22 protein-coding genes are annotated in these 23,522 nt (G+C 65.8%); 12 read left to right on the top strand and 10 right to left on the bottom strand.

What is annotated here, in order from left to right:
* Window position 1: 1 nt before the first annotated feature.
* From holA to tkt, 3 genes are read right to left on the bottom strand one after another with little or no spacing between them, the layout of a single operon-like run.
* On the bottom strand, window positions 2-1,066 hold the full coding sequence (holA, locus tag FKZ61_RS08085; protein WP_141609574.1) for a DNA polymerase III subunit delta: 1,065 nt from the start codon (window positions 1,064-1,066) through the stop codon (window positions 2-4).
* On the bottom strand, window positions 1,063-1,557 hold the full coding sequence (locus FKZ61_RS08080; protein WP_141609573.1) for a DUF6391 domain-containing protein: 495 nt from the start codon (window positions 1,555-1,557) through the stop codon (window positions 1,063-1,065). The genes holA and FKZ61_RS08080 overlap by 4 nt, the downstream gene beginning before the upstream one ends.
* Window positions 1,558-1,566: 9 nt before the next feature.
* Window positions 1,567-3,627, bottom strand: coding sequence for a transketolase (gene tkt / locus FKZ61_RS08075; RefSeq protein WP_141609572.1), 2,061 nt, complete (start codon window positions 3,625-3,627; stop codon window positions 1,567-1,569).
* A 375-nt stretch (window positions 3,628-4,002) separates the two neighbouring features.
* Between tkt and FKZ61_RS08070 the strand changes: the two genes are divergently transcribed.
* On the top strand, window positions 4,003-5,082 hold the full coding sequence (locus FKZ61_RS08070) for a metallophosphoesterase (RefSeq protein WP_141609571.1): 1,080 nt from the start codon (window positions 4,003-4,005) through the stop codon (window positions 5,080-5,082).
* A 342-nt stretch (window positions 5,083-5,424) separates the two neighbouring features.
* Window positions 5,425-6,036 carry a superoxide dismutase gene (locus tag FKZ61_RS08065; protein ID WP_141609570.1) on the top strand — a complete coding sequence of 204 codons (612 nt, stop codon included), beginning with the start codon at window positions 5,425-5,427 and terminating at the stop codon, window positions 6,034-6,036.
* Window positions 6,037-6,384: 348 nt separating this feature from the next.
* Here FKZ61_RS08065 and FKZ61_RS08060 read toward each other — a convergent pair whose 3' ends face one another.
* Window positions 6,385-7,905, bottom strand: coding sequence for a hypothetical protein (locus FKZ61_RS08060; RefSeq protein WP_141609569.1), 1,521 nt, complete (start codon window positions 7,903-7,905; stop codon window positions 6,385-6,387).
* A 118-nt stretch (window positions 7,906-8,023) separates the two neighbouring features.
* On the opposite strand from FKZ61_RS08060, the gene FKZ61_RS08055 reads away from it, so the two are divergent.
* The gene (locus tag FKZ61_RS08055; RefSeq protein ID WP_141609568.1) at window positions 8,024-8,365 is read left to right on the top strand and encodes a YkvA family protein; all 342 of its coding nucleotides are present in this window, start codon (window positions 8,024-8,026) and stop codon (window positions 8,363-8,365) included.
* Between the two features lie 187 nt (window positions 8,366-8,552).
* Window positions 8,553-9,224: a MerR family transcriptional regulator gene (locus FKZ61_RS08050; RefSeq protein WP_141609567.1), complete on the top strand. Its 672-nt coding sequence runs from the start codon at window positions 8,553-8,555 to the stop codon at window positions 9,222-9,224.
* Between the two features lie 21 nt (window positions 9,225-9,245).
* On the opposite strand, the gene rimO is transcribed toward FKZ61_RS08050, so the two are convergent.
* Genes rimO through FKZ61_RS08035 form a run of 3 tightly spaced genes read right to left on the bottom strand, consistent with a single transcriptional unit; the run spans window position 9,246 to window position 12,004 of the window.
* The gene (gene rimO / locus FKZ61_RS08045; RefSeq protein ID WP_141609566.1) at window positions 9,246-10,670 is read right to left on the bottom strand and encodes a 30S ribosomal protein S12 methylthiotransferase RimO; all 1,425 of its coding nucleotides are present in this window, start codon (window positions 10,668-10,670) and stop codon (window positions 9,246-9,248) included.
* Between the two features lie 54 nt (window positions 10,671-10,724).
* Window positions 10,725-11,426, bottom strand: coding sequence for an HD domain-containing protein (locus FKZ61_RS08040; RefSeq protein ID WP_141609565.1), 702 nt, complete (start codon window positions 11,424-11,426; stop codon window positions 10,725-10,727).
* A complete protein-coding gene (locus tag FKZ61_RS08035) occupies window positions 11,426-12,004 on the bottom strand; it encodes a metallophosphoesterase family protein (protein WP_211358461.1) in 579 nt (192 codons plus the stop codon). Before FKZ61_RS08035 ends, FKZ61_RS08040 begins: the two co-directional genes overlap by 1 nt.
* A gap of 339 nt (window positions 12,005-12,343) precedes the next feature.
* Between FKZ61_RS08035 and FKZ61_RS08030 the strand changes: the two genes are divergently transcribed.
* The 6 genes from FKZ61_RS08030 (at window position 12,344) to FKZ61_RS08005 (ending at window position 16,856) form a co-directional block, all read left to right on the top strand.
* Window positions 12,344-12,892 carry a DUF4870 domain-containing protein gene (locus FKZ61_RS08030; RefSeq protein WP_229964183.1) on the top strand — a complete coding sequence of 183 codons (549 nt, stop codon included), beginning with the start codon at window positions 12,344-12,346 and terminating at the stop codon, window positions 12,890-12,892.
* Window positions 12,893-13,248: 356 nt separating this feature from the next.
* Window positions 13,249-13,635, top strand: a complete 387-nt coding sequence (locus FKZ61_RS08025; RefSeq protein ID WP_141609563.1) for a DUF2089 domain-containing protein — start codon at window positions 13,249-13,251, stop codon at window positions 13,633-13,635.
* Window positions 13,632-14,870 (top strand): SHOCT-like domain-containing protein, encoded by a 1,239-nt coding sequence (locus FKZ61_RS08020; protein WP_141609562.1) that lies wholly within the window; start codon window positions 13,632-13,634, stop codon window positions 14,868-14,870. Before FKZ61_RS08025 ends, FKZ61_RS08020 begins: the two co-directional genes overlap by 4 nt.
* A gap of 98 nt (window positions 14,871-14,968) precedes the next feature.
* The gene (locus tag FKZ61_RS08015) at window positions 14,969-15,337 is read left to right on the top strand and encodes an SHOCT-like domain-containing protein (protein ID WP_229964182.1); all 369 of its coding nucleotides are present in this window, start codon (window positions 14,969-14,971) and stop codon (window positions 15,335-15,337) included.
* A 96-nt stretch (window positions 15,338-15,433) separates the two neighbouring features.
* Entirely contained in the window at window positions 15,434-15,874 is a 441-nt protein-coding gene (locus FKZ61_RS08010; protein WP_170199427.1) for an NfeD family protein, read from the top strand.
* Between the two features lie 61 nt (window positions 15,875-15,935).
* The gene (locus tag FKZ61_RS08005) at window positions 15,936-16,856 is read left to right on the top strand and encodes an SPFH domain-containing protein (protein ID WP_141609559.1); all 921 of its coding nucleotides are present in this window, start codon (window positions 15,936-15,938) and stop codon (window positions 16,854-16,856) included.
* Window positions 16,857-16,876: 20 nt separating this feature from the next.
* Here FKZ61_RS08005 and FKZ61_RS08000 read toward each other — a convergent pair whose 3' ends face one another.
* Both FKZ61_RS08000 and FKZ61_RS07995 read right to left on the bottom strand, forming a co-directional pair.
* Window positions 16,877-17,740 (bottom strand): radical SAM protein, encoded by an 864-nt coding sequence (locus tag FKZ61_RS08000; protein WP_170199426.1) that lies wholly within the window; start codon window positions 17,738-17,740, stop codon window positions 16,877-16,879.
* 26 nt (window positions 17,741-17,766) lie between these two features.
* Window positions 17,767-19,938, bottom strand: a complete 2,172-nt coding sequence (locus tag FKZ61_RS07995) for a hypothetical protein (RefSeq protein WP_141609557.1) — start codon at window positions 19,936-19,938, stop codon at window positions 17,767-17,769.
* Window positions 19,939-20,080: 142 nt separating this feature from the next.
* Between FKZ61_RS07995 and FKZ61_RS07990 the strand changes: the two genes are divergently transcribed.
* Window positions 20,081-21,055, top strand: coding sequence for a tyrosine-type recombinase/integrase (locus FKZ61_RS07990; RefSeq protein WP_141609556.1), 975 nt, complete (start codon window positions 20,081-20,083; stop codon window positions 21,053-21,055).
* A gap of 28 nt (window positions 21,056-21,083) precedes the next feature.
* The gene (locus FKZ61_RS07985; RefSeq protein WP_141609555.1) at window positions 21,084-21,941 is read left to right on the top strand and encodes a purine-nucleoside phosphorylase; all 858 of its coding nucleotides are present in this window, start codon (window positions 21,084-21,086) and stop codon (window positions 21,939-21,941) included.
* Between the two features lie 134 nt (window positions 21,942-22,075).
* Here FKZ61_RS07985 and glnA read toward each other — a convergent pair whose 3' ends face one another.
* Window positions 22,076-23,422: a type I glutamate--ammonia ligase gene (gene glnA, locus FKZ61_RS07980; protein WP_141609554.1), complete on the bottom strand. Its 1,347-nt coding sequence runs from the start codon at window positions 23,420-23,422 to the stop codon at window positions 22,076-22,078.
* Window positions 23,423-23,522 lie beyond the last annotated feature (100 nt).

Raw genomic sequence — 23,522 nt, 5'->3', positions numbered from 1 at the left:
CTCAGGGGCGGGCGCGCTGGGTCAACTCGGCGATCAGGATGTCGATGGCGGTGTCGGGGTCGGTGCCGGTCTTCATGGCGTGATCGGCTTCCAACAGCCGGCTCAAAATGGCCTCCAACTCCTCGAAGGAATAGCTCCGGGCCTGCTGCAACGCCTTCTTCACCGGATACGGGCTCTCCCCGACCTGTTTGGCGATGTCGTATTCATTGGCTGGCCGGCCGGCGGCCCGGGCGGCTGCCTCCTTGACCTTGAGGATGATCCGATACTGGCGGGCGATCATGGTCAGGAGGTAGAACGGATTGGCGTCGTGGCGGCGCAACATCTGCAGGGCGTGGGCAGCCTGGCGGGGATTCCGCTGGCTGAGGGCGTCGGTCAGGTCCCAGATCATGGCCTCGCTGGCGTCGCTGACCAACAGGGCCACGTCGTCCGGCGTGACCGGGCGCCCGGATGCGTAGGACGCCAGCTTGTCCAGCTCGTTGTCCAGCTGGCGCAGGTTGGGGCCCACGAAGGTAGCCAGCATCTGCACGGCCCGGGGCTCGATGGCAATCTGCTTGCTCCGGGCCCGCTGCTGGATCCAGCCGGGCAGGGCCCGGGGATCCGGCGTCCCCTGGGATTCCAGCTGGATCTGCCGGGCCTGAATCAGGGCCTGAAGCCCAGGCACAGGACGTGCCGGCCGGTCGTCCTGGGCGGGCAGGGTAAAGCCCCGCCACAGGTGGCGGCGCTTGTCCAGGCCGCCGTCGATCAGGACCAGGTCGCTCTGTTCGGGCAGGTCGGCCAGGCCCACCAGAAAGCGGGCGGCCTCCTGGTGGGCGGCGCTGTCCGTTCCCTGGCTGGCCGCCATGCGCTTGTCCAGGTGGCTCAGGTAGCCCTCTGCCACCACCAGCCGCCGCTCGGCCAGGAAGGGCATCATGCTGGCCTGCCCCAGGATTTCCGCCGCGCCGGCCTGGCCGCCGCTGAAGACGGTGGTGTTCAGGTCGGCCATTTCCGCGTCGCCCAGGGCCGCCTTGAGCTCGGCCAGCCGTTGGGCCGTCAGAAACTCGTCACAATCCAGCAGCAGGTAGATCATCTCGAATCGAAGAGCACCCGATGGGCCGGCATGGAGCCCAGGCGGAGCGGGCGCACCTCGGCCACCCAGCGGTCGGCGACATTGGCCAGGGTGGTGTATTCCTGAAGCCGGAAGCCCAGAGGACGGGAGATGGCCAGGGTCAGGAGGACCAGGCTCAGGGTCACGCTGAAACGTTCCAGGTGGCCCCGCCGGCTGTTCGCGGCCAGCAGGGCCACCAGGGTCACCAGCACGCCGCTGGCGGCCAGGTTGGTGCCACAGTTGGGGTGAATGGCCAGCTCCTGCTCGCCCGCCTGCAGCCGCAGAAGGGCGTCCCCCACCGCGCGCTGGACATCGAAGGTGGTCACGTCGCCGTAGATGGTAAAACCCGCCGGGTCGCTGAAGCCGCTGAACTGGCGCTGGGGAAAGCGGGCCGCCAACAGATGGATGGTGGCGTGCTCAATGGCATGGTGCTGGCGGGTCCGACGGACCAGGTCAGTAAGCAGAGTCAGCATGGATAGTGCTTAGGCCCGGCTGGGCTGGGACTGGGCCAGGAGCTGGCGCGCCCGCTCCGCCAGACGCTCCGGCGTGAGGCCGAACTCCTGGTAGATCCGCTGGTAGGGTGCGCTGGCGCCGAAGTGGTCAATGCCGATGATGTCGCCCCGGCTCTTGTCGTTGCCCACCCAGCGTTCCCAGCCAAAGGGTGTGGCGGCCTCGATGGCCAGCCGGGGCACGCCCGGCGGCAGCACCTGCTGGCGGTAGGCCTCCTCCTGCTTCTGGAAGAGCTCCCACGAAGGCAGGCTCACCACCCGGACGCCCACCCCCTCCGCGGCCAGGGCTTTGGCCGCCTGGTAGGCGATATCCACCTCGCTGCCGGTGCTGATGAGCACCAGGTCCAGGCCATCCTCCGCCTGTTCGAAGAAGACGTAGCCACCCCGCAGCAGGCCGGACGCCTCGCCCAGCCCCTCGGCGGCCCGGTCGTAGACGGGCAGGTTCTGCCGGGTGAGGGCCAGGACGGTGGGGCCCTGGGTGTTCTGCAGGGCTGCAATCCAGGCGTAGATGGTCTCGTTGGCGTCGGCCGGGCGGATCACCGTCATGTTGGGGATGGCCCGCAGCGCGGCCAGGTGTTCGATGGGCTGGTGGGTCGGGCCGTCCTCCCCCAGGCCGATGCTGTCGTGGGTCATGACGTAGATGACCCGGATGCCCATCAGCGCGGCCAGGCGCATGCTGGGCCGGGCGTAGTCGCTGAAGACCAGGAAGGTGCCGCCGTAGGGAATCACGCCGCCGTGGAGGGCCATGCCGTTGAGGATGCCGGCCATGCCATGTTCCCGCACGCCGAAGTGGATGTTACGGCCGCTGTAGTCGCCGGGCGCCAGGAAGGGCGAGCCATCGATGGTGGTCTTGTTGCTGCCGGCCAGGTCCGCACTGCCGCCGATCAGGTTGGGGATGGCCTTGGCCAGGGCGTTGATCACCGCGCCGCTGGCGTTGCGGGTGGCCACGGCTTTGCCCGCGGGGAAGGGCGGGATGCTCTCCTGCCAGCCTTCGGGCAACTCCCCGGCCATGAACTGCCGGTACTCGGCCGCCTCCGCCGGGTATTCCCGGCTGTAGGCCTCCAGCAGGGCCTGGTGTTCTGCCTCCAGCTCCTGGCCCCGGGGCACGGCCTGGCGGAAGAATTGGAGCACGTCGTCGGGGACGTAGAAGCGGGGCTCCAGGGGCCAGCCCAGATTCTCCTTGGTGCGCTTCAGCTCGTCCTCGCCCAGGGCCTCGCCATGGACCTTGGAGGTGCCGGCCTTGTTGGGGCTGCCGTAGCCGATCACCGTGCGGCAGCCGATGATGCTGGGCCGGGGATCGGCCTGCGCGGCTTCGATGGCCTGGGCCACCGCCTCGCCGTCCAGGCCATCCACCTTTTGAACATGCCAGCCGTAGGCTTCGAAGCGTTTGGCCCAATCTTCCGTGTAGGCCACTTCGGTGGAGCCGTCGATGGTGATGTGGTTGTCGTCGTAGAGGTAGATGAGGCGCCCCAACTTCAGGTGGCCGGCCAGGCTGGCCGCTTCGCTGGCGATACCCTCCATCAGGTCGCCATCGGAGACAATGGCGTAGATGTGGTGGTCCACGATGTTGTAACCCGGCCGGTTGAAGCGCTGGGCCAGCCAGTGGGTGGCCAGGGCCATGCCCACGCCGTTGGCGAAGCCCTGCCCCAGGGGACCTGTGGTGGTCTCCACCCCTGGCGTGTGGCCATACTCGGGGTGGCCGGGCGTCTTGCTCCCCCACTGGCGGAAATTCTTGAGCTCCTCCAGGGGCAGGTCGTAGCCCGTCAGGTAGAGGAGCGCGTAGAGGAGCATGGAGCCGTGGCCCGCGCTGAGCACGAAGCGATCCCGGTTGGGCCAGTGGGGGTTGGTGGGGTTGTAGCGCAGGTAGCGGGTCCAGAGCACGAAGGCTGCCTGGGCCATGCCCATGGGCATGCCCGGGTGGCCGGAATTGGCCTGCTGCACCGCGTCCGCAGCCAACATCCGGATGGTGTTGACGGCCTTGGTTTCAAAATCCCGATCCAGAGTCTTCCCTTGTAAAGCCGCTGCAAAAGTCATGATGGTTTATCCTCAGCTTGAATTCAGGTGAGAGCGTGACACGACAGCAACATCTATCCGAAGCGCGCGGTGGGCATCTACGAATCCGAAAAAACCAGATTGGCGGAGCAAGCCAGGATGCCACCTGGCGCCGATGGCCGTTCGTCCCGGGGCCGGGCAGGCCCAAACTGGCCTACATTTTCGCCCGTTCGCAGGGTATTGTCAACTTGACACCTGTCCATGGGCCTGCGCCCGGGGAGCCACCTCCGTTCCTGTCCCGAGCGGACATATTTGGCGCTGCCCGGCTTTTGCTGTACCATCTTCCCTTGGGTCGTGTCCAGGGTCTGGGCTGGTCCCAGAGTCTGATGACCTGAACTTTGAGCGACGGAGAAGACCATGACCTTGGGAACTTTGGCACGTCAGCTACCTGCCCTCTGGCAGGACGCGCGCTTTCGTCAGCAGCTTTGGAACGGCGTGGGGATCCTGGCCGGGCTAGGCGCGGGCGTGGCCAGCTACGCCCTCTTCCACGAGCCGCTCCATGTGCGGCTGGACCGGCTGACCATTCGCCTGCCGGGCACCCAAAACCGCCTGCCCAGGCAGGGCCTCCGCATCCTACACATCTCCGACACCCACTACCAGGGGCGCAACTGGCGGGAGCAGGCCAAAACCGAGAGCATCCAGCGCCTCTGCCGAGGCCTGGAATATGACCTCTTCGTGCATACCGGGGACTTCCTGCACCACGACAACGGCCTGCCCAACCTGATGGACCTGCTGGATCGGCTGCCGCCCCCGCGGCTGGGGGGATACGCCGTCTTCGGCAACCACGACTACAGCCGCTACAGCCACCGTACCCTGCTCAGCCAGAGCTGGCAGAACTACTGTGCGGCCATCCAGCGCAACGGCCACGAAGGTCGCCGCCGCCACCGGGCCCTGGCGTCGGTGGAAGAGCTGGTGCGCTTCGGGCGCTTCTTCCTGGACACGCCCCTGGACATGAAGCGGAGCGGGCGCAACGACGTCTCCCGGCTGGAACAGGTGCTGGCTTCCCGCAACATCCATGTCCTCCACAACCGCTTCGTCCACCTGACCCACCACGTGGGCCGGGCGGATGGCGTGGATCTCTACATCGCGGGCGTGGACGACGTGGTGGAAGGCAAGCCGGACCTGCGGCAGGCCCTTGGCGGCATCCCGGACGACGCGCCCGTCCTGTTGCTGAGTCATAACCCGGACATCCTGGTCGATCCCGAAAGCGCCCGGGCGGACGTGATCCTGGCCGGGCATACCCATGGCGGGCAGATTGTGCTGCCCTGGCTGGGCGCTGCCCACACCCAGTCCCTGCACCTCTCCCGCCACCAGGTATCCGGCTACCTGCAACGGGGCAAGACCCACGTCTACATCACTCGGGGCGTGGGCGAGGGCATCCCCGTACGGCTGGGGGCCCGCCCCCAGGTCACCCTCATCACCCTGCTGCCCGAGTGAAGCCGGGGCCACCGGCGTGGTCCGAGGCGGACGGACACAGGCATTGGGTGGTCAAGGCCCAGGCCTTTGACGGGAACCTTTCCAGTTTGTATACTGTTTTACGGCCTGGAGTCCGTTCAGGTGGTATAATTGATTCTGTTGATAAGCGAAAGGGCGCAGTGGGCATGCCCGCCAGCGTCCCCGGGGGCGCATCTGTACCCCCTCCGTCGTGAGGGCGCTGTCTACCTGGCCTGGACGGGCGACGGCGGGTTCCCCTGCCTTTTCTGCCATTACCACGTGTCCTGTGTCTTTAGGACCGCTTATCAGGCTCATTCGATCCATTCACCAGTAAGGAGGACTATCATGGCTTTTCAACTGCCCGATCTCCCATACCCCACCAACGCATTGGAACCCCACATCGACGCCCGCACCATGGAGATTCACCACGACAAGCACCATGGTGCCTACACGAACAACCTGAACAACGCCATCGCGGGGACGGAGTGGGAGAACAAGAGCATCGAGGAGATCCTGCGGAATATCAATCAGATCCCCGAGAACATCCGCACCACGGTCCGCAACAACGGGGGCGGCTACGCCAACCACAACCTCTTCTGGGAGATTATGAGCCCCAACGGGGGCGGCGAGCCCAGCGGGGAGCTGGCCGATGCCATCAACAAGGCCTTTGGCAGCTTCGCCGCCTTCAAGGAGCAGTTCAGCACCGCGGCGGCCACCCGCTTCGGCAGCGGCTGGGCCTGGCTGGTGGTCAAGCCCGATGGCAGCCTGGCCGTCTACAGCACCGCCAACCAGGACAGCCCCTACATGGATGGTGACACGCCCATCCTGGGGTTGGACGTGTGGGAGCACGCCTACTACCTGCACTACCAGAACCGCCGGCCGGACTACATCGCGGCCTGGTGGAACGTGGTCAACTGGGATGCGGTGGCCAAGAACTACGCAGCCGCCAAGAAGTAAGGGCGAACCATCCGCCCCGACGCAGGACGAAACCCAAGGAGGACCGGCCGACCTGGCCGGTCCTTTTTTTTGGGGCGCCAACACCCCCGGCCACTCGAGGTAGGGCCACATTCAACCGTGGCACATCCATCCGCCCGATGAGGAGGCATAGAAATGCCTCGCTGGAGCAGAAAATCCGTGGAAAGCGGATTTAAGCCGGGTACAATCCGCGCCGTGGAGTGCGTTTCAACGCACTTGGGATGTGTCGGCCGATGATTGAAATCATCGGCCCAAGGCCGGCCATGGTTTCATGCAGTGCTTCATCTACACAAACACAAGCTGGAATTGTGCACCATTTACGAGGATCCCTCACCGCCCCTGAAAGCGCTCCAGCGCCTGGACGACCCGCTCCGGCAGGGTGCGGCTGCGGCTGCGCAGGAATTGGAGGATCTGGCCGGTGTGGATGCCTTCGGCCGCTGCCCGTTTGAGGCTGCGCTGGGTGATCTGGTAGACGAACTGGGGGTAGCTGGCCTCCCAGTTGGCAAACCGCTCCACCCGAAAGCGGTCCAGCAGGGGCGTGCCCAGGGGCAGGGTGATGCGGAAGTCCTCCCCCACGGTCAGGGGATGGCGGGGCGGTTCGTGGGGCTGGGGGACGTCCAGGCCCAACCAGCGGGCGCCCCAGGGGTTCAGGGAGATCAACAGGTCGTCGCCGGCCGAAGGTTCGGCCAGGTCCAACACGTGGAGCCAGTGGAGCGGACCCCGGAAGAGAAACCGCAGCAGCGCCCCTTCCACCCGATCCCACTGCTCGAAACCTTTCAAGAACTCCTGCGTATCGGTACTGCGGATGTACCAGGTGTCGTAGTTGCCCGTGGGCCGCTGGAAGTCCGGCTCCACCTGGCGAATGGCCTCAATGACCGTGGCCTGGCTGTACCAGGCGCCCGGCTGCAGGAGGGCCAGCAGCCGCAGCACCGCCTCCCGGGTCTGGCAGGGGTCGTTGCGCCAGTTGCCCGTCTCGGTACACTCCAGCCCGGGCGTCCGGCAGAGGTCGTTCCACTCGGGGGAGGTGCGCCAGGCTTCCCACAGGGCCTGCCGCTGCTCGGCCCGGGTACCTTCCAAAAAGGCCCGCACCCGGTTGCCCGTGAGGTGGACGCGGCCATCTTCGCCCCGGCGTAGCCAGCCCAGCCGGTTGGCCAGGTGCAACAACAGGGCCAGCCGAATGTTCAGGTCCGGCACATCGGCGCTAAAGGGCACCAACAGGCGCCCCACAAACCGGTCGATGTCAGCGGGATCCGGGCCCTCGGCCGTCAGGCCCAGCCCCTCGGTGTGGAGGAAGCCCAGGAAAGAGCCCATGTCCTCCAGGAAGCTGTCGTCGGCCAGGAGGGTGCGGGACTGGGGAGGCGGCGGCACCGGCTGGACCGGGAGCCCGTCCTGTTGGGCGGGGTTCTGGGGATGGGGGAGCCAGGGCACCACGTCGGAAGGTACGTAGATGATGGTATGGGCGTTCTGGCCGGTGCCTTTGAAGCCCCGGCCGATGAGCCCGTAGTAGTAGAGGAGCTCGGCCACGTTCTGGGGGTAGAGCCAGGGCATCTCCCGCTCCAGCTTGGCCGGCCCCATCTGGCGGATGCTGCCATACTGGCGGCAGAACTGGGCCTCCACCATCTCGCCGCTCTCCTTCAGCAAGGTTTCGATGGCCTCCTTGCTTTCGGCGGCATACTCCACCACTTCCTCGTAGGCCATCTGGACCGAGGTGGGGTCGGTGACCTGGGCGGCCAGCAGCTCGATCTTCTGCTCCCGGGTCTCGGCCGCATCCAGCAGCGCCCCCCGCAGCTCCGCCAGGGCGTAGAGGAGGATGTCTGGATAGTTGGCCAACATCTGGGTGGTGGTAGGCATGGGCAGAAAGGGTCAGGCAAATTGTGAGATGAAGGGCGAATGGAACGCTCAGTTGTCAGCCGTTTGAATATTGGCTATACTGAATTCAGTCCAAAGATTTGATAAGGAGACAACCACCATGCGCAGCAATCCGAGTTTTCGTTCCGGCGGTTGGAATCTGACAGCCATTTTACGGGATCTGGGCGTGGCCTGGCGCTTACTGTGGGACCCGGCGGTGCCGACCATGTTGAAGCTGCTGTTGCCCGTGTTGGCCATGGTCTACTGGCTTTCCCCCATCGACCTGTTGCCGGGCATGCCCTTTGACGACCTGGCCCTCTTGATCCTGGCCGCCCGGCTGTTTGTGCAGATGGCCCCCGCCGATGCCCTCTATCGCGCCTATTACGGCAACCGCTCCAGACCGACCTACCCGGACGACGACTCCGATACGGTCGATACCACCTGGCGCGTGGTGGAAGACTGAGTCCGATCTGGCATACACACCGGGGCGGAAATCCGGCCGCTTTCACTTTTCGTTCCGGCGGGCGTTTCCGCCGGGTTTCCGCCCGGGTTGATCGGGCTCCGTTGCCCAGGGCCGGGCAGACGTGGGCCTGTCCGGCCGGCGCCGGTCCGGCAGCGTGGAGTCGTCCTGCACACGGGGTTTCAAGGCCATGGTTGAACAAAACCGATCTTCCCAGGAACCCATCCCCCAGGAGCCGATCCCGGAGCAGGTGTTTTTCACCTTCGCCGAGGTGGCCAGCCACCTGCACCTTTCGCCGGATACCCTCCAGCGCTTGAGCCGCCGCTTCGCCCGGTACCTGGGCGTGCGCGTGGACGAAGAGGAGGAGCCCCGCTTCACCAGCGCCGACGTGGCCGCGCTGGTGACCGTGCAGAAGTTGCTGGCCCAGGGCTACGACGATGAACAGATCAGCCGCTACCTGACGCCCCCCCTCCAGGTGGACGGGGCCAACCTGCCCGCCCGCTCCGTCGCCAGCCTGGCGGTGGACGCCCAGGAGCTTCCCGAAGCGGTCAACAACCTGCTCAACACCATCGCCCGAAGCCAGCAGGCCGTCCTCAACGGCCAGTCCGCCGTGCGGGACATGCTGGGCGTCGTCGTCCAGGACAATTTTAATCTGAAGGACGAGAATCGCAAACTGCGGGAACGGATGCTGGAGTTGGAGCGGGTTCTGGCCGAGTATCAGCGGCGGGAAGAGACGCGCAAAGAGCGGATGGAAAGCCGCCTGCGTGCCCTGGAGAGCACCGTGGCGGCCCTGCAACAGCAGGTGGCCCAACTGGTGCAGCTCCAGCGGCAGCAGCGCAGGCGGCGGGGCTGGTTCGGCTGAGGCCGTCAAAGCAACTGACCGTCAAAGCAGCTGAATGGTATCCCGGGTGCTGGAGAAGGTCTCCACCACCAGCGGTTCCCCCACCAGGTCGTACTCCATGGCGCCGTTGATGTAGACATCGATCATCTCCCCAGCCGGGACCCCCTTCACCCCCGGCACCAGCACCAACCCGTCCACCTCGGGCGCGTCCCGGTAGCTGCGGCCCAGCAGCAGCGGCTCGCCGCTGTCGGCAATCTCCCCTTCCCCTTCCACCAGAATGGTCAACTGCCGGCCCACCTGGGCCTGATTCTTGCGCAGGCTGATGGGCTGTTGCAGCTCCATCAGGCGGGCGTAGCGCTCCTCCTTCACCTCCTCCGGCACCGGGTCGGGCAGGGTGGCGGCCGGCGTCCCCGGCTCCGGGCTGAAGCGGAAGGCGCCCACCTTGTCAAACTGGATGGCCTCCACGAAGTCCAGCAGCCCCTGGAACTCTTCCTCGGTCTCGCCCGGATAGCCCACGATGAAGGTGGTGCGCAGGGCGATGTCGGGCATGGCTGCCCGCAGCTTCTCGATGTGGTCGTAGACCATCTCCAGGCGACTGGGGCGACGCATACGTCGCAGGGTACGGGGGTCGCCGTGCTGGAGGGGCATGTCCAGGTAGGGGACAATCTTGGGCTGGGTGGCCATGACCTCAATGAGCTCGTCGCTCACGTGGCCCGGGTAGGCGTACATGAGGCGAATCCAGCGCAGCTCCTGGCTGGTGCGCTGGCAGAGGGTCGTGAGCAGGCGGGGCAGGCTGTTGGGCTCGCCCCAGTCCCGGCCATAGTCGGTGGTGTCCTGGGCCACGATCACCAGCTCCCGGGCGCCGGCGGCCACCAGGGCGTTGGCCTCGTCCACCAGGGCTTCCAGGGGACGGCTGCGCAGCTTGCCCTTGAAGGAGGGGATGGTGCAGAAGGCACAGGGCGCGTTGCAGCCGTCGGAGATCTTCAGGTAGGCGCTGCCGCCGGCCACGGGGGGCCGGGGGACGGGCGCCTGGTAGGGGCTGTCGGGATCGTCCAGCAGGGCGGGCACCGGCCACTCCCCTTCCCCCAGCAGGTCATAGCGCTGGAGCTGGCGCCGGCCGTTGCTGCGGATGCGCTGGATGAGGGAGACCACCTCCATCCAGCGGCGGGTACCCAGCAGGCCGTCCACCCGGGGCACCCGGGCCAGCACTTCCTGGCCGTTGCGCTGGGCCAGGCAGCCGGCCGCGATCAGGATCTGGTTGCGCCGTTTGCGCCGGGCCAGCTGGCTCAGGACGGAGATGGATTCCTCCTTGGCCGCCTCCAGAAAGCCACAGGTGTTGACGATCAGGACGTCCGCATCCCGGGCAGAGTCGGTGGCGGCGAAGTCCGCCCCCCGCAACAGCATCTCCATGCCGTCGCTGTCGACTTTGTTCTTGGGACATCCCAGGGTGATCAGGTGATATTTCAAAGCGCCTTTCCTCCGCGTCTCCGCTGTTCTGGTTCCTTCACCGGTTTTGCTCCTTCACTGGCGCGCCACCGGCGCGGCTTCGGCCTCCTCTGCCGCCCAGGCGGCCAGCGCGGCCATCATGGCCTGGTAGCGACGCTCGGCCATCTGCCGGCCTGGTTCTGTGTTCATGTTGGCCACCGTGCGCTGGAGCACGGTCTGGGCAAAACGTTCCACGTCCAGGCGTCGTTCCACCAGGCTTTTGCCGGCGGCGTGATGGGTGCTCAACTGGAAGGCCAGGGCGTGGACCCCCAGCTTGGAGAGCTTGTCGGCATCCCACAGGATGGCAGCCTCCAGGGGCTGAAGGGGCGGCGCGCCCGCCGACCGAAAGAGCCCCTCGTGCTGCCGGATGGCCGCCACCACGGACGGGATCTTCTCTGCCGGGAAGTCGGTCTGCCGGAGGATGGCCTCCGCCTCCCGGGCGCCGGCAACGCTGTGCTCCGCTTCCAGTTTACAGATGTCATGCAGCCAGGCCGCGGCCTCCACCGTGTCCGCATCTGCGTGGGTGGCTGCAGCCAGCCGCAGGGCCAGCCCGACCACCTCCTGCACATGTTCCCAGCGGTGGTTGAAGGGCACGGGCTGTTCCCCATCCAGATGCCAGGCGCGACGTGCCTCCTGCAGGGCCCGCTGCCGGGCCACCTGGCGACAGACCGTGCGCCACTCCTGCCGAGAAGTGGGCCCATGGGCCTGGCGAACGGACGCGTGTTTACCTGTATCCATTATCCTGTACCCGGTTCCAGGTCCAAAATCCGAAAGGGATAGACGTTGATGACCTCGGTATCCAGATAGCGGGTTTGGGTGACCACGTTCTGGCGGTAGAGGTGGATGTGGCCATGGAGCAGATAGCGGGGCCGAAACCAGCGCATGAAGTGCAGGAAGACCTTGAAGCCCTGGTGGGCCCGGTCCGGCTGATCGTGGATACCGAAGGGCGGCGAATGGGCCACCAGGACGTCCAGATAGCGCCCATGTTGGAGCCGGTTGTAAAGCAGCCTGGGCGCCAGACGTCCGATGTTGGCCAGCATTTCCGACTCGGTGTACTGGTAGCGGGGCGCGTTGTTGTAGCGGATGGAGCCCTCCAGGCCGGCCAGGAGGAGTCCGTCGGCCCGGGCGACCCGCCGATGGAGATTTTCCGCTCCCAGGGGAGCCGTCTTCTGTTGCCAGTCCCCCCCCTGGTACTCGATCTCCCGGCCGTGGTTGCCGAAGACGTAGTAACAGGGTCGATTGAGCATGCTGACAATGTACTCGATGTAGTAGAAGGGCAGATCCCCACAGCTAAGGATCAGATCTACTTCGCCCACACGGGTACAGATGCCGGGGCTATACAGAATCGGCTCCACTTTATCGGAAATGGCCAGCACGCGCATAGACAATTATTGTAGCATCGCCCCATGGCCGCGTCAAAACAAAGCGCGTTTTCAAAACAGATTCCCAGATCCGCTGACGCCCCTGCAAAAAGGGCATTTTTCAACGCAAAGGCGCAGAGGGCGCAAAGCCGCAGAGCGACAACGGGCGGGCACGGGGGCCCGCCCCTGCGGGGCTGCAACCTTTACCCGCCGATTACGTAATGGGAACAGAACCGAGATGAAAGGCCCTTGGGGCCGCTGATGAGCAATCCGCCTGCCGACGAGGAGAAGACCATGCAATCTGAGGAGCAACAACCCATGGAACACGAACAACCGGGTGAAGCCGGAATGGGCGAGACCACGCCCGTGGAACGGGCAGCGAACAAGGCCCGGGAACAGGCCCAACAGGCGGCCCAGGCCCTGCGTCAGGGCGAGTTCATGCAGGGCGCGGCCGTGGACCCCATGGCCGACCGGGACGACCGGCTGATCGCCATGCTCTCGTACGCCACCCAAATCGTGATCCCGGTGATCATGCCGGCCATCGTCCTGCTGAGCGAGAGCAGCAAGAACCGGCCCTTTCAGCGCTACCACGCGGTGCAGAGCCTGGCGCTGGCGGTGGTCTTCATGGCCGCCAGTGCGGCTGTGGGCCTGGGCACCCTGGTCCTCCAGCTCATCCCCCTCATCGGCTGGGTGGTCGGCCTGCTGGTCCTGTGCCTGAGCCCCATCGCCTACCTGATGGCGGTGGTGGCCCTGCTCTACTACGGATACCAGGCCTACCAGGGCAAGCGCTTTGCCATCCCGGGCCTCACCAGCTTCCTGCGGGATCAGGGCTGGCTGAGCTAACATACCATCGGTAAACCGGAAAGGGGGGCGATGCGGACGGCATCGTCCCCCTTTTTGTTGTCCAGTTTTTGTTGTCCAGGCGTGGCGATTCAGCCCCCTTTGCCCAGTGGGAGAAAGGGCTGGGGATGACAGGAGTCCAACAATCACGTACAGAATCAAATAAATTCACCGAAAAATCAAAATAAACAAGTAAGATGCGGCAATTCTATTGACTTTCCCAAACAGCAATGTTATGATTTTGCAAATGCAGGGTCACTTCGGGGGATCGCTGAAGTGACCCTGGATGAAACCCGACTGGCCGGTCAACCTGGATTGTTGCTCAGGATTGTTGATGAGGATTGTTGATGAGGTGAACCATGATACCCTTACCCACCACAAGCCCGTTCGACGGCGGCGAGATCGTCGTCACCCGTTTTTACTGCCCCGGCAGTGACGTGACCGTGGAGGGGCGCTTCTCTGTCTCCATTCCCTTTGCCCAGCTCACCCCGGAACAGCTCCAGTTCGTGGAGACGTTCCTCCGCTGTGAAGGAAAGTTGAACCGGATGGAAGACGAGCTCAACCTCTCCTACCCCACCATCCGCAGCCGCCTGCACGAGATCATCCGAGCCCTGGGCTATGAGCCGGGGAAGGAAGAGCCGGCAGGCATCTCCGAGGTCGATCGGAAGGAGATCCTGCAGGCGCTGGAAGCCGGCGAGCTCTCCTTCGAAGAGGCCATGGCCCGGCTGAAAGGAGAAACGGCATGAGCACGCCACAGCGCTTTCCGGCAGCCGGGATCACCCGGCTGGCCATCGGCGACATCGGTGGGGACCTCCTCCTCCGGGGATGGGCTCAGGAGGAGATCCAGATCCGGACCTCCACCGATGCCCCCCTGGACGTGGAGCTGGTGGAAGGCGCCCTGCACGGGCTGAAACTTCCCGGGGATTGTGTGCTCCGGGCCCCCCACGCCCTGGCCTGTTCCATCGAAGGCGTCGGCGGGGACGGCCAGGTGGTGGAGCTCCACGGCCAGGTGCAGATCCGTTCGGTCCACGGCGACCTCTTGTTGCGGGACGTGGGTCCTGCCACGGTGCAACATGTGGGCGGCGACCTGGTGGCCCGCCAGGTCCATGGCCCGCTGGACGTGGACCACGTGGGAGGGGACGCCACCCTGGTGGAGATCCACGGGCCGTGCCGGGTCCAGGCTGGCGGGGATGTGGCCGTCTCCCAGGTGCGCGGGCCCCTGGAGATCACGGCCGGGGGCGATGTCAGCCTGCGCTGGCAGGGCGCGGATGGGCAGGCAACGGAAGAGGCCCCAAGCACTGTCCTGGCAGGCGGCGACATTGTGGTGCGGCTTCCCACGGATGCCAACGTCACCCTGTACCTGCAGGCCGGAGGCACCATCACCAGCCGACGGCTGCCCCAGGAGTTTTCCCGCTCCGATAATGTGGGCGAGCTGGTGTTGGGCGAAGGCACCGACCAGCTCAGGCTGACAGCCGGAGGCGACATCACCCTGGTGGGCCGCGACCGGGCCGAAGGCCGGGTGGAGGCCGACTTCGACTTCGAGCTGGGGCCGGAATTTGCCATCCGGGCCGGTGAGCTGGCCCAGCAGATCACCGAACAGGTGGAGAGCCAGGTGGAAATGTTGACCCGGCAGCTGGACGAACGGCTCAGCCAGCTGGGCACGGGCGAGGAGATCGCGGCGCGGGTGCAGCAGAAGGTGCAGCAGGCCATGCGCCGGGCCGAGGAGAAGATCGCGGAGGCCATGCGCAAGGCCGAAAAACGGGCCCAGGATGCGGAACGCTCCGCCAGACGCCACGGCGGCCGCCGTCGGCACGTCTACGCCTGGCCGCCGCCCCCACCGCCGCCGCCTCCCAAGGGACCCGCGGCGCCCCGCCGCAGCAAGGCCACCGAAGAGGAGCGGATGATGATCCTTCGGATGGTGGAAGCCGGCAAGATTTCGGTGGAGCAGGCTGAACAGTTGTTGGCCGCCCTGGAAAGCTGAACAGAAGTTGAAGAAATGCGGCGGTCCATCCCCGGCCACACCTGTCGATGTATGGCCGGGGATGGACCGCCGCCATGGATCCCATTGAGGTGAAGGTCATGGCAACAGCCGAAGAACGCCAGATGATTCTGCGCATGGTGGAGCAGGAGAAGATTTCCCCCGAAGAGGCCGCCCGGCTGCTGGCGGCACTGGGCCCGGCCGAAGACCAGGACACAGTCGACGACGAGGCTGCGCCCGGGGCCGGCCGCAGCCTCCACATCCGGGTGGCCGACACCATGACCGGGCGCCAAAAGGTCCAGGTGCGGATCCCCCTGCACCTGGTCAGTTGGGTGTTTCGCCTGCTGCCCGCCAGCGCCTCCGGAGAGCTGGAGCCCCTGCGGGCCGCCATTGGGGCGGGCCGGGTCGGCCGCATCGTGGATGTGGTGGACGAGGAAGAAGGGCGACGGATCGAGATTTTCATCGAATGAGTGGATGGTCAGCCAGCTGTCAGGTGAAATGGTCCATCCTGGCGTATAATGGGGCATCAACATCCGGCATACCATCCAGCGAGGGGGCGCAACTCGATGCAATGGATTCCGTGGGCATGGGCCGTGATGGCCCTCATCTTCCTCGTCGCCGAGATTTTCACCGCCGGCTTCTTCCTGATCTGCTTCGGCATTGGGGCCGCCGCGGCGGCCATCCTGGCCTTTCTGGGCGTGGGCCTGGTCGGCCAACTGGCCGGCTTCGTGGTGGTCTCCACCCTGGCGGTCATCCTCTCCCGTCCTTTCGCCCGCCGGGTCAGCGGCGAAGGGCACAGCAGCTTCGGCGTGGACCGGGTGCTGGGCAAGACGGCCGTGGTCACCGTGGCCATCGATCCCATCCAGGCCCGGGGCCGGGTACGAGTAGACCGGGAGGAATGGCTGGCCGATTCGGTGGACGGCACCCCGATTGAGGTGGGCGCCCGGGTGGAAGTGTTGGGCGTGGATGGCACCCGCCTGAAGGTGCGGCGCCTCGCCGACGGCTGAGTGACGGGTTGAGCCTGCATCGTCCCAGGTCCATAACCATCAAAGGAAGGAGCGTTCGGCCATGCAAGAGTTTGCTGCCATTTCATTCCTGGCCATCCTGGCGGTGGTCATCTTCATCGTGGCCCTCACCGGCCTCCGCATCGTGGCCCCCTACGAGAAGGGCGTCATCGAACGGCTGGGGCGCTACCAGCGCACGGCTGACCCCGGCCTGACCCTCATCGTCCCCTTCCTGGACACCATGCGCAAGGTGGACATGCGGGAGCAGGTGGTGGATGTGGCTCCCCAGGAGGTCATCACCCGGGACAACGTGGTGGTGACGGTGGACGCCATCGTCTACTACGAAGCCACCGACCCGGTCAAATTGACCTACAACGTGGCCGACTTTTACAACGCGGCCACCAAGCTGGCCCAAACCAACCTGCGCAATGTCATCGGCGAGACGGAGCTGGATGAAGCCCTCACCTCCCGGGACATGATCAACGCCCGGCTGCGGGAGGTGCTGGATGACGCCACCGACAAGTGGGGCGTGCGGGTGGTCCGGGTGGAGATCAAGCGCATCGACCCACCCGAGGATGTGACCCAGGCCATGCACCGACAGATGAAGGCCGAGCGGGAGAAGCGGGCCCAGATCCTGGAGGCAGAGGGCCTGCGCCAGGCCCGCATCCTGGAGGCGGAAGGGGAGGCCGAAGCGGTGCGGCGGGTGGCCGACGCGGCCCGCTACAAGCTGGAGGTGGAGGCAACCGGCCAGGCCAATGCCATCACCACCGTCTTCCGGGCCATCTCCGATGCCAACCCGGACGACAAGCTGATCGCCATCCAATACCTGGACGCGCTCAAGAGCATCGCCAACGGCACGGCCTCCAAGATCTTCCTGCCCTACGAGGCCACCGGCGTCCTGGGTGCCCTGGGCGGCATCCGGGAGCTCTTCCAGGACCAGGCCAGCGAGGGCCCATCGACCAACGGCGCAAACCAAAACCAGTAAACTCCAGGGATCTGTCCCCCTCAATCAACCAGATCCAGCCCCAGCTCCCGGGCCAGCTGGTAGGCCCGACGGACCTCCGCCGGCGCCAGGGGGCGGGCCAGTTCCCCCCGGGCGTGGGCCGGCGCCACATACTGGGTGAGGAGGCTGACCTGGAGGCCAGGCCGGCGGGCCAGCCAGCGGAGGACGGGCACGGTGCAACAGTCGAAGTGGCCCGGCATGAGCAGGTGGCGCACCATCAACCGCCGCCCCTCCCGGTAGAGCCGGTCGATGCAGCCGGTTACCACCGGCCAGTAGTCGGGCATACCGCCCAACCGCTCGCCACAGCCCTGGGGACCGGGAGTTGGACCGAACTTCAAATCGGGCAGGTAGAGGTCGATGGCATCGGCCAGCAGGGCCAGGGCCGTATCGGTCAGGTAGAAGTTGCTGTTGAAAACGGCCGGAATGGTGCGGCGGCTGCCCAGGGCCGCCAAAGTGGCCAGGATGAAAGGAATGTGGGGCGCCGGGTCGCCGCCGATGAAGCAGAGGGAACGGGCACCCTGGGCCTGGCGCTGGAGGACCCGTTCCGCCAGCTGCTCCGGCGTCACCACCACGCCGTAGGTGGGCCGGAAGGCAAAACGGGCCGCGGTGCAGAAGGTACAGGTGGCGGTACAGCCGCTGAAGAAGATGGCATGGGCCGGCCGAAGGGGCGCCTCTTCTCCCAGATGGAGCATTTCGCTGGCGATGTAGCTCTGCCGGCCCACTCGACAGACGCCCTGGGCCCTGGCGCGGGCCGGGCCACAGTGGTGCGGGCAGAGGTGACACTCCTCCAGTTGACCCTGGGCCAGGGCCGCCGCCCGGGCCAACCCCGCGCCGGCCAGCGCCCCATCCTGTTCCCGCTCGGCCATCATGATCTCCCTTTCGTTAGGGCTGCCTACGGCCCCTGGCCAAAGAAATGCCGCAGGAAGTCCACCCGCCTCGACTTCTCGGCCACCACCACCTGGGGCGGCTCTGCTCCCCGATCCACCACCACGATGGCCCCGTCTCCCAGCAGGCTCTGCCCCACGTAGATGACATACCGGTGGTTCGCGGCCCGCAGCCAGTGGTACCCGGGTGCCAGCGCCGCCACCCGGGGATCCTCCCCCCACGGCTCCCGGCTCAACTGGACGACTTCGCCGTCCCGGCCGATGGTGGCACAGGTGTCGCAGAAGCCGGAAAGGCGCACACATTCCTGACAGTACTCCTGGCCGCAGCGGCGACAGGTCTTCCGGTGCGCTGCGCAGGCATGCTGCTGGCAGATGCCACAGGCCGGCTCGCAGAGGGGACAGACCGGCTCCTGCCCCACGACACACTGGGTGACGTGGGCGGCGCACACGCCATGGCCACAGCCGGCCATGACGGCACCATGTTGGGCGCAGGAGAGCTGGTCACAAATGACGCACCGATGCCCGCAGGCGGGGCAGCAATCCGCGCCGCAGGTCACACAGGTGGCAATGGCCGGCTCCTGCCGGCCACAGGCCGGGCATTCGACCAGGCAGTTGAGGCAGTAGGCCTGTCCGTCTGCCTCGCTGCGGTGATAGAAGCCAGGGCCCACCTGGACGCCACACCCGGCACAGGTCACCAGGCAGTTCTGGCAGAAACGTTGGCCGCTGGCAGCGCAGAGGCCCGTCTGGGCGCTGTACTGGTGACAGCCGGGGCAACGCACAGCACAGTCGGCACAGATCTGCTGCGGCTCCCCGTGGGCCATGGCCACCGCATCCACCCGCAGATGGGTCCGGCACTGGCGAACGCCGCAGTGGTCACAGCAGGCCTGGCACTGGTGGCACACCCGGTCGCCGCAGACCGGGCAGGTGCTGATGTGTTCCTGGCAGGCCCGCTCGCCACAGGCCCAGCAGACCTCGCTACAGGCGTCACAGTTCTCCCGGCCACAGTGGGGGCACGCCGCGACGCCACAGGACGCACACACCACCGCCAGGCAGGAAGCACACTGGAGCAGGCAGGCATCACAGGTCACGTGCCCCCGGGCGTCCAGTGCGATGGCCTCCGTCTCCTGGCCACAGGCGTGGCAGGTGGGCCGGTGCAACTGGCCGGTGTACCGGTTGAGGCGCACCTGGACGGCGGCCTCCTGCCGGCCATCGCTCAGGGTCAGGTCCGCCACGGCCACCGGCACGTGGAGGATGGCGTAGCTGAAGAGGTGCACCTGGACCCGCAGGCGATGATTTTCCACCTCTTCGGCGATCTTGCGCGCCAGATCTTCTTCCAGCGCCCGGCGTTTCTCGCCGGTGGGATCGCTGGCATCGTAGACTTCTTCGATCTGCTGGCGGTAGTAGGTGGTCAGCCGGTTGAGCACCTTGTAGAGGCGGGGGTAGATCTCGGCCTCATGGCCTGCGCAGCGCAGGTCCGCATGGTAGATGGCGTACTTGCGGGCTGCCTCCGCCAGCCGGACCAGCCGGGTGAGGGGTGGGAGTTTGGGCTGACCATCCCCGTTCCCAGAGTCGGCCGGGGGGAAGGGCTGGGCATCGGCCAGCAGTTGCTCCAGGTCCAGGGCATGGGCCGGCGCCTGGGGCTCATCCGGCTGGGGGATCCGATGGCCTTCTTCGTCCAGGAGGACGGTGTAGAGCTCTTCCCGCTTGTCGTCGGCCCGATAGGTCAGCCGCCAGTTGAAGACGAAAATCGGCTGGAATTGCTCCTGCAGCCGGAGCCCGGTGATGCTGGCGTTGACCGGACGCACCGCCTGCATCAGCGCCTCGCTGGCGGTCACCCGCCTGGGCAACTGCTGGAGGGTGAAGGCGGCCCGGCGTTCCAGCCAGGCCAGCATGCGGTCGAAGAGGCGGCTGCCATGGGCCACCAGGTCATACGCCGTGGCGTCCTCCACATGGCGGAAAGCCAGCCGCAGCTCCGACCGGCCGAAATGTTCGGCCATCTCCGGCGGCAACTGCACCTGGAGGGGCCCCTGGCGGGAGCGATCCAGCCGGCGCACCTGGGCACCGAAGAAGGTAAAAAAGTCCACAGTAAACTGATAGAGATCCGCCTCGGGGCCGTCAACGGCAGAAGAGCGGATGAAGCGTTGGGCTATGGCCTTCATGCCCCCGATTATAGCATACATGTTATAGCATACATGTCCCTTCCCAGGCGTGGGCTCCCAATCCCAGGGGTGTCATCCCAAGGGCATCCACCTTGGGTGTTTGCCCCAAGCTATGGTAACATAGTTGACATAGTGTCCCAGGGTGGTGTCAGGAGAGAGAGGGATGCAGGCACAAATCGAGCAGTTTTTAGAGCACCTGGTCACCGTACGCCAGAGCACGGTCAACACCACGGTGGCCTACCAGAACGACCTGAACCAATTTCTGACCTTTCTGCAGGAAAACGACGAGCCGGGCGGTCCGCTGGAGGAATGGAGCCAGCTGGATGGCCCAACCCTTACCCGCTATCTGGAGCATCTGAAGAACCAGGATTATGCCTCCGCCACCGTCGCCCGTAAAGTGGCGTCGGTCAAGGGATTTTTGCAGTACCTCTTCAAAGAGCGGCTGATCCCGGCGGATCTGTCCAGACACCTGACCTCCCCCAAGGTCAAGAAGAACTTGCCCCGCCCCCTGGAGCCGGAGGACATTGAGAAACTGCTGGCCGCCCCCACCACCCAGCGCAGGTCCCCCAAAACCCTACGGGATAAAGCCCTGCTGGAGCTGCTCTATGCCACGGGGATGCGGGTCAGCGAACTGGTCAGCCTGGACGTGGACTCGGTGGATCTGGCCGAGGGCACGGTCACCTGTGGCGAGAACGGCCGCCGCATTCGCACGGTGCCCATCTATCCCGGCGCCGTCCAGGCCCTGGAGCAATATCTGGAAGAAGGCCGGATTCACCTGTTGATCAACAGCGATGAGCCGGCCCTGTTCCTGAACATGCGGGGCCAGCGGCTCACCCGGCAGGGTCTGTGGCTGATCATCAAACAGTATGTCAAAGCGGTCGGCATTGCTGACACGGTGACACCCCATTCCCTGCGCCACAGCTTTGCCGCCCACCTCCTCAACGCCGGCGTCGAGCTGAGTGAGGTGCAGGCCCGCCTGGGCCATGCCAGCCCGACCACCACCCAGGTCTATCGCCAGCTAGGCGGGGAAAATGGCCACCAGCTGATCGTGGATGGCCGGGTGGTGCCCGTCCCCACCCAGGCCGAGGCATCTGCCCCATCTGAGCCGAAAGTTTCCCACCAGTCCCCGGGGGACTGACCCGCCACTCCCCACAGGAGCATATCCCATGGAAACAGCGTTCACCCTGGCTGACTACGACCGCGCGGCGGACTTCATCCGCCAGCGGAGCCCGCACCGCCCGCGGCTAGGACTGATTCTGGGCAGCGGCTTGAGCGGTCTGGCCGAACAGGTGGAAGAAGCGGACATCTTGCCCTATGGGGAGATTCCCCACTTCCCCCAGAGTACGGTGGCCGGCCACGCCGGGCGCCTGGTACTGGGAAAGCTGGCCGGTATGTCGGTCTGTGTCATGCAGGGGCGTTTCCACTACTACGAGGGCTATTCCCTGCAGCAGGTCACCCTGCCCGTGCGGGTCATGGCCCGGCTGGGCGTCGAAACCCTGATCATCACCAACGCAGCCGGGGGGCTCAACCCGGCTTTCGCCGTGGGGGATCTGATGCTCATCGAGGATCACATCAACTTCCTGGGGATGGCCGGGCACAATCCCCTGCGGGGACCGAACCTGGAAGCCTTCGGCACCCGCTTTCCCGCCCTGAACAACGCCTACAGCCGCTCCCTGCGGGAGCTGGCCCAGGCCGTGGCTGCGGAGCGGGGATTGACCCTCCGCCGGGGGGTGTATGTGGCTGTGGCCGGCCCCAACTTTGAGACGCCGGCCGAGATTCGCTTCCTGCGCCAGGCGGGCGGCGACGCGGTGGGCATGAGCACCGTGCCGGAGGTCATCGTGGCCCACCACGCGGGGATGCGCGTCCTGGCCATCAGCACCATCACCAACCTGGCCATCGCGGAACCGGACAGCGACCACGCGCCCACCCACGAAGAAGTCATGGACGCCGGCACCATCATCGTGCCCCGGCTCACCCGCCTGCTACTGGGCATCCTGGAACGGCTTGCCGGCGAATCACCGTGAGAGGAAGGGGAACGTTTCCGTAGGGGCGGGCTACCAAGGGGAGCGGCCCCTACGGCACCATTTCACCAGGAGTTTCACCCGGGCCGAAAGCCCGCCCTCCTGTTGACCGCTTTTGACGGCAGTCGCCATCACCATCAATAGATGGTCAGGTAACGCTCCAGCTCCCATCGGGTCACGTAGACCCGGTATTCATCCCACTCCAGCCGTTTGGCCTCCATGTACCGCTCATAGACATGCTGGCCCAGCGCGTTCTGAATCACCTCATCCTTGCTCAGCTCATCCAGGGCCTCCCCCAGATCGCCGGGCAACGTCTCCAGGCCTGCCCGGGCGCCGTCCACGTGGAAGAGATCTTCCTCGGCCGGCGGCGGCGGCATGAGGCGCTTTTCGATGCCATCCAGCCCGGCGGCCAGCATGACGGCGAAGGCCAGGTACGGGTTGGCGCTGGGATCCGGGCAGCGGAGCTCGGTGCGTACGCTGCGGTAGCGGCCCCGGCTCACCCGAGGGATCCGGATCAGGGCGCTGCGGTTGGTCCGCCCCCAGGAGATGTAGATGGGGGCCTCGAAGCCGGGCACCAGGCGCTTGTAGCTGTTGACCAGGGGCGCCAGGATGGGCGACATGGCCCGGGCATGGAGGAGCTGACCGGCGATGAACTGCAGGGCCGTTTCGCTGAGGCCATATTCGTTGTCGGGGTCGTACATGGCCGTATCCTGCTTGTCGATCCACCACAGGCTCTGATGTACGTGCATGCCGGAGCCGGCGATGCCGGCAATGGGCTTGGGCATGAAGGTGCAGTGGAGGTTGTTCTTCTGGGCGATGGCCTTGAGGGTGGTCCGGAAGGTCATGGTGTGGTCGGCGGTGATGAGGGCCGGCCCGTAGCGGAAATCGATTTCGCTCTGGCCCACGGCCACCTCGTGGTGAGAGCTTTCCACGGTGATGCCCATGGACTGGAGCGCGTCCACCATCTGGCGCCGCACGCTGTGGGCCAGGTCGGTGCTGACGTCGAAGTAGCTGGCCCGGTCGTGGGGCTTGAGGGGCAAGATATCGCCGTTGGCGTGGCGTTCAAAGAGGAAGAACTCCAGCTCTGGCCCCACCTGGTAGTCCAGGCCCATCTCGGCGGCCCGCCGGAGCTGGCGCTTCAGCACAAAGCGGGGATCGCCGGGGAAGGGATCGCCGTCGGGCGTGTACACGTCGCAGATCACCCGGGCCGTGGAGAGATCCATCTCCCAGGGGATGACGGCAAAGGTGTCCAGGTCGGGCTTCAGGTACATGTCACTTTCCGCAATGCGGGCAAAGCCTTCCACCGAGCTCCCATCGAACCAGATGCCGTGGCTCACCGCCGTGTCCCAGTGGCCCACGGGGATGGTGACATGTTTGGCGATGCCGATGATATCCGAAAATTGGAGGCGAATGAAGCGGATGTCGTTGCGCTTGATGATATCATCGACCCGCTGGAGTTGCTCCGACGTATATTCAAGGTTCATGGCGAACATTTCTCCTGCGCTATCATGGTTGCTGGCCGTGCCGGCTGTGTATGGATTGTGCGGGTTCATGGCTCGGATTGCCTCCTATTGTAACACCCTT

This window comes from Litorilinea aerophila, from assembly GCF_006569185.2.
GTDB classification, from domain to species: domain Bacteria; phylum Chloroflexota; class Anaerolineae; order Caldilineales; family Caldilineaceae; genus Litorilinea; species Litorilinea aerophila.
Note: the sequence above shows the minus strand (reverse complement) of the source record. Positions and strands in the feature narration are given on the sequence as shown.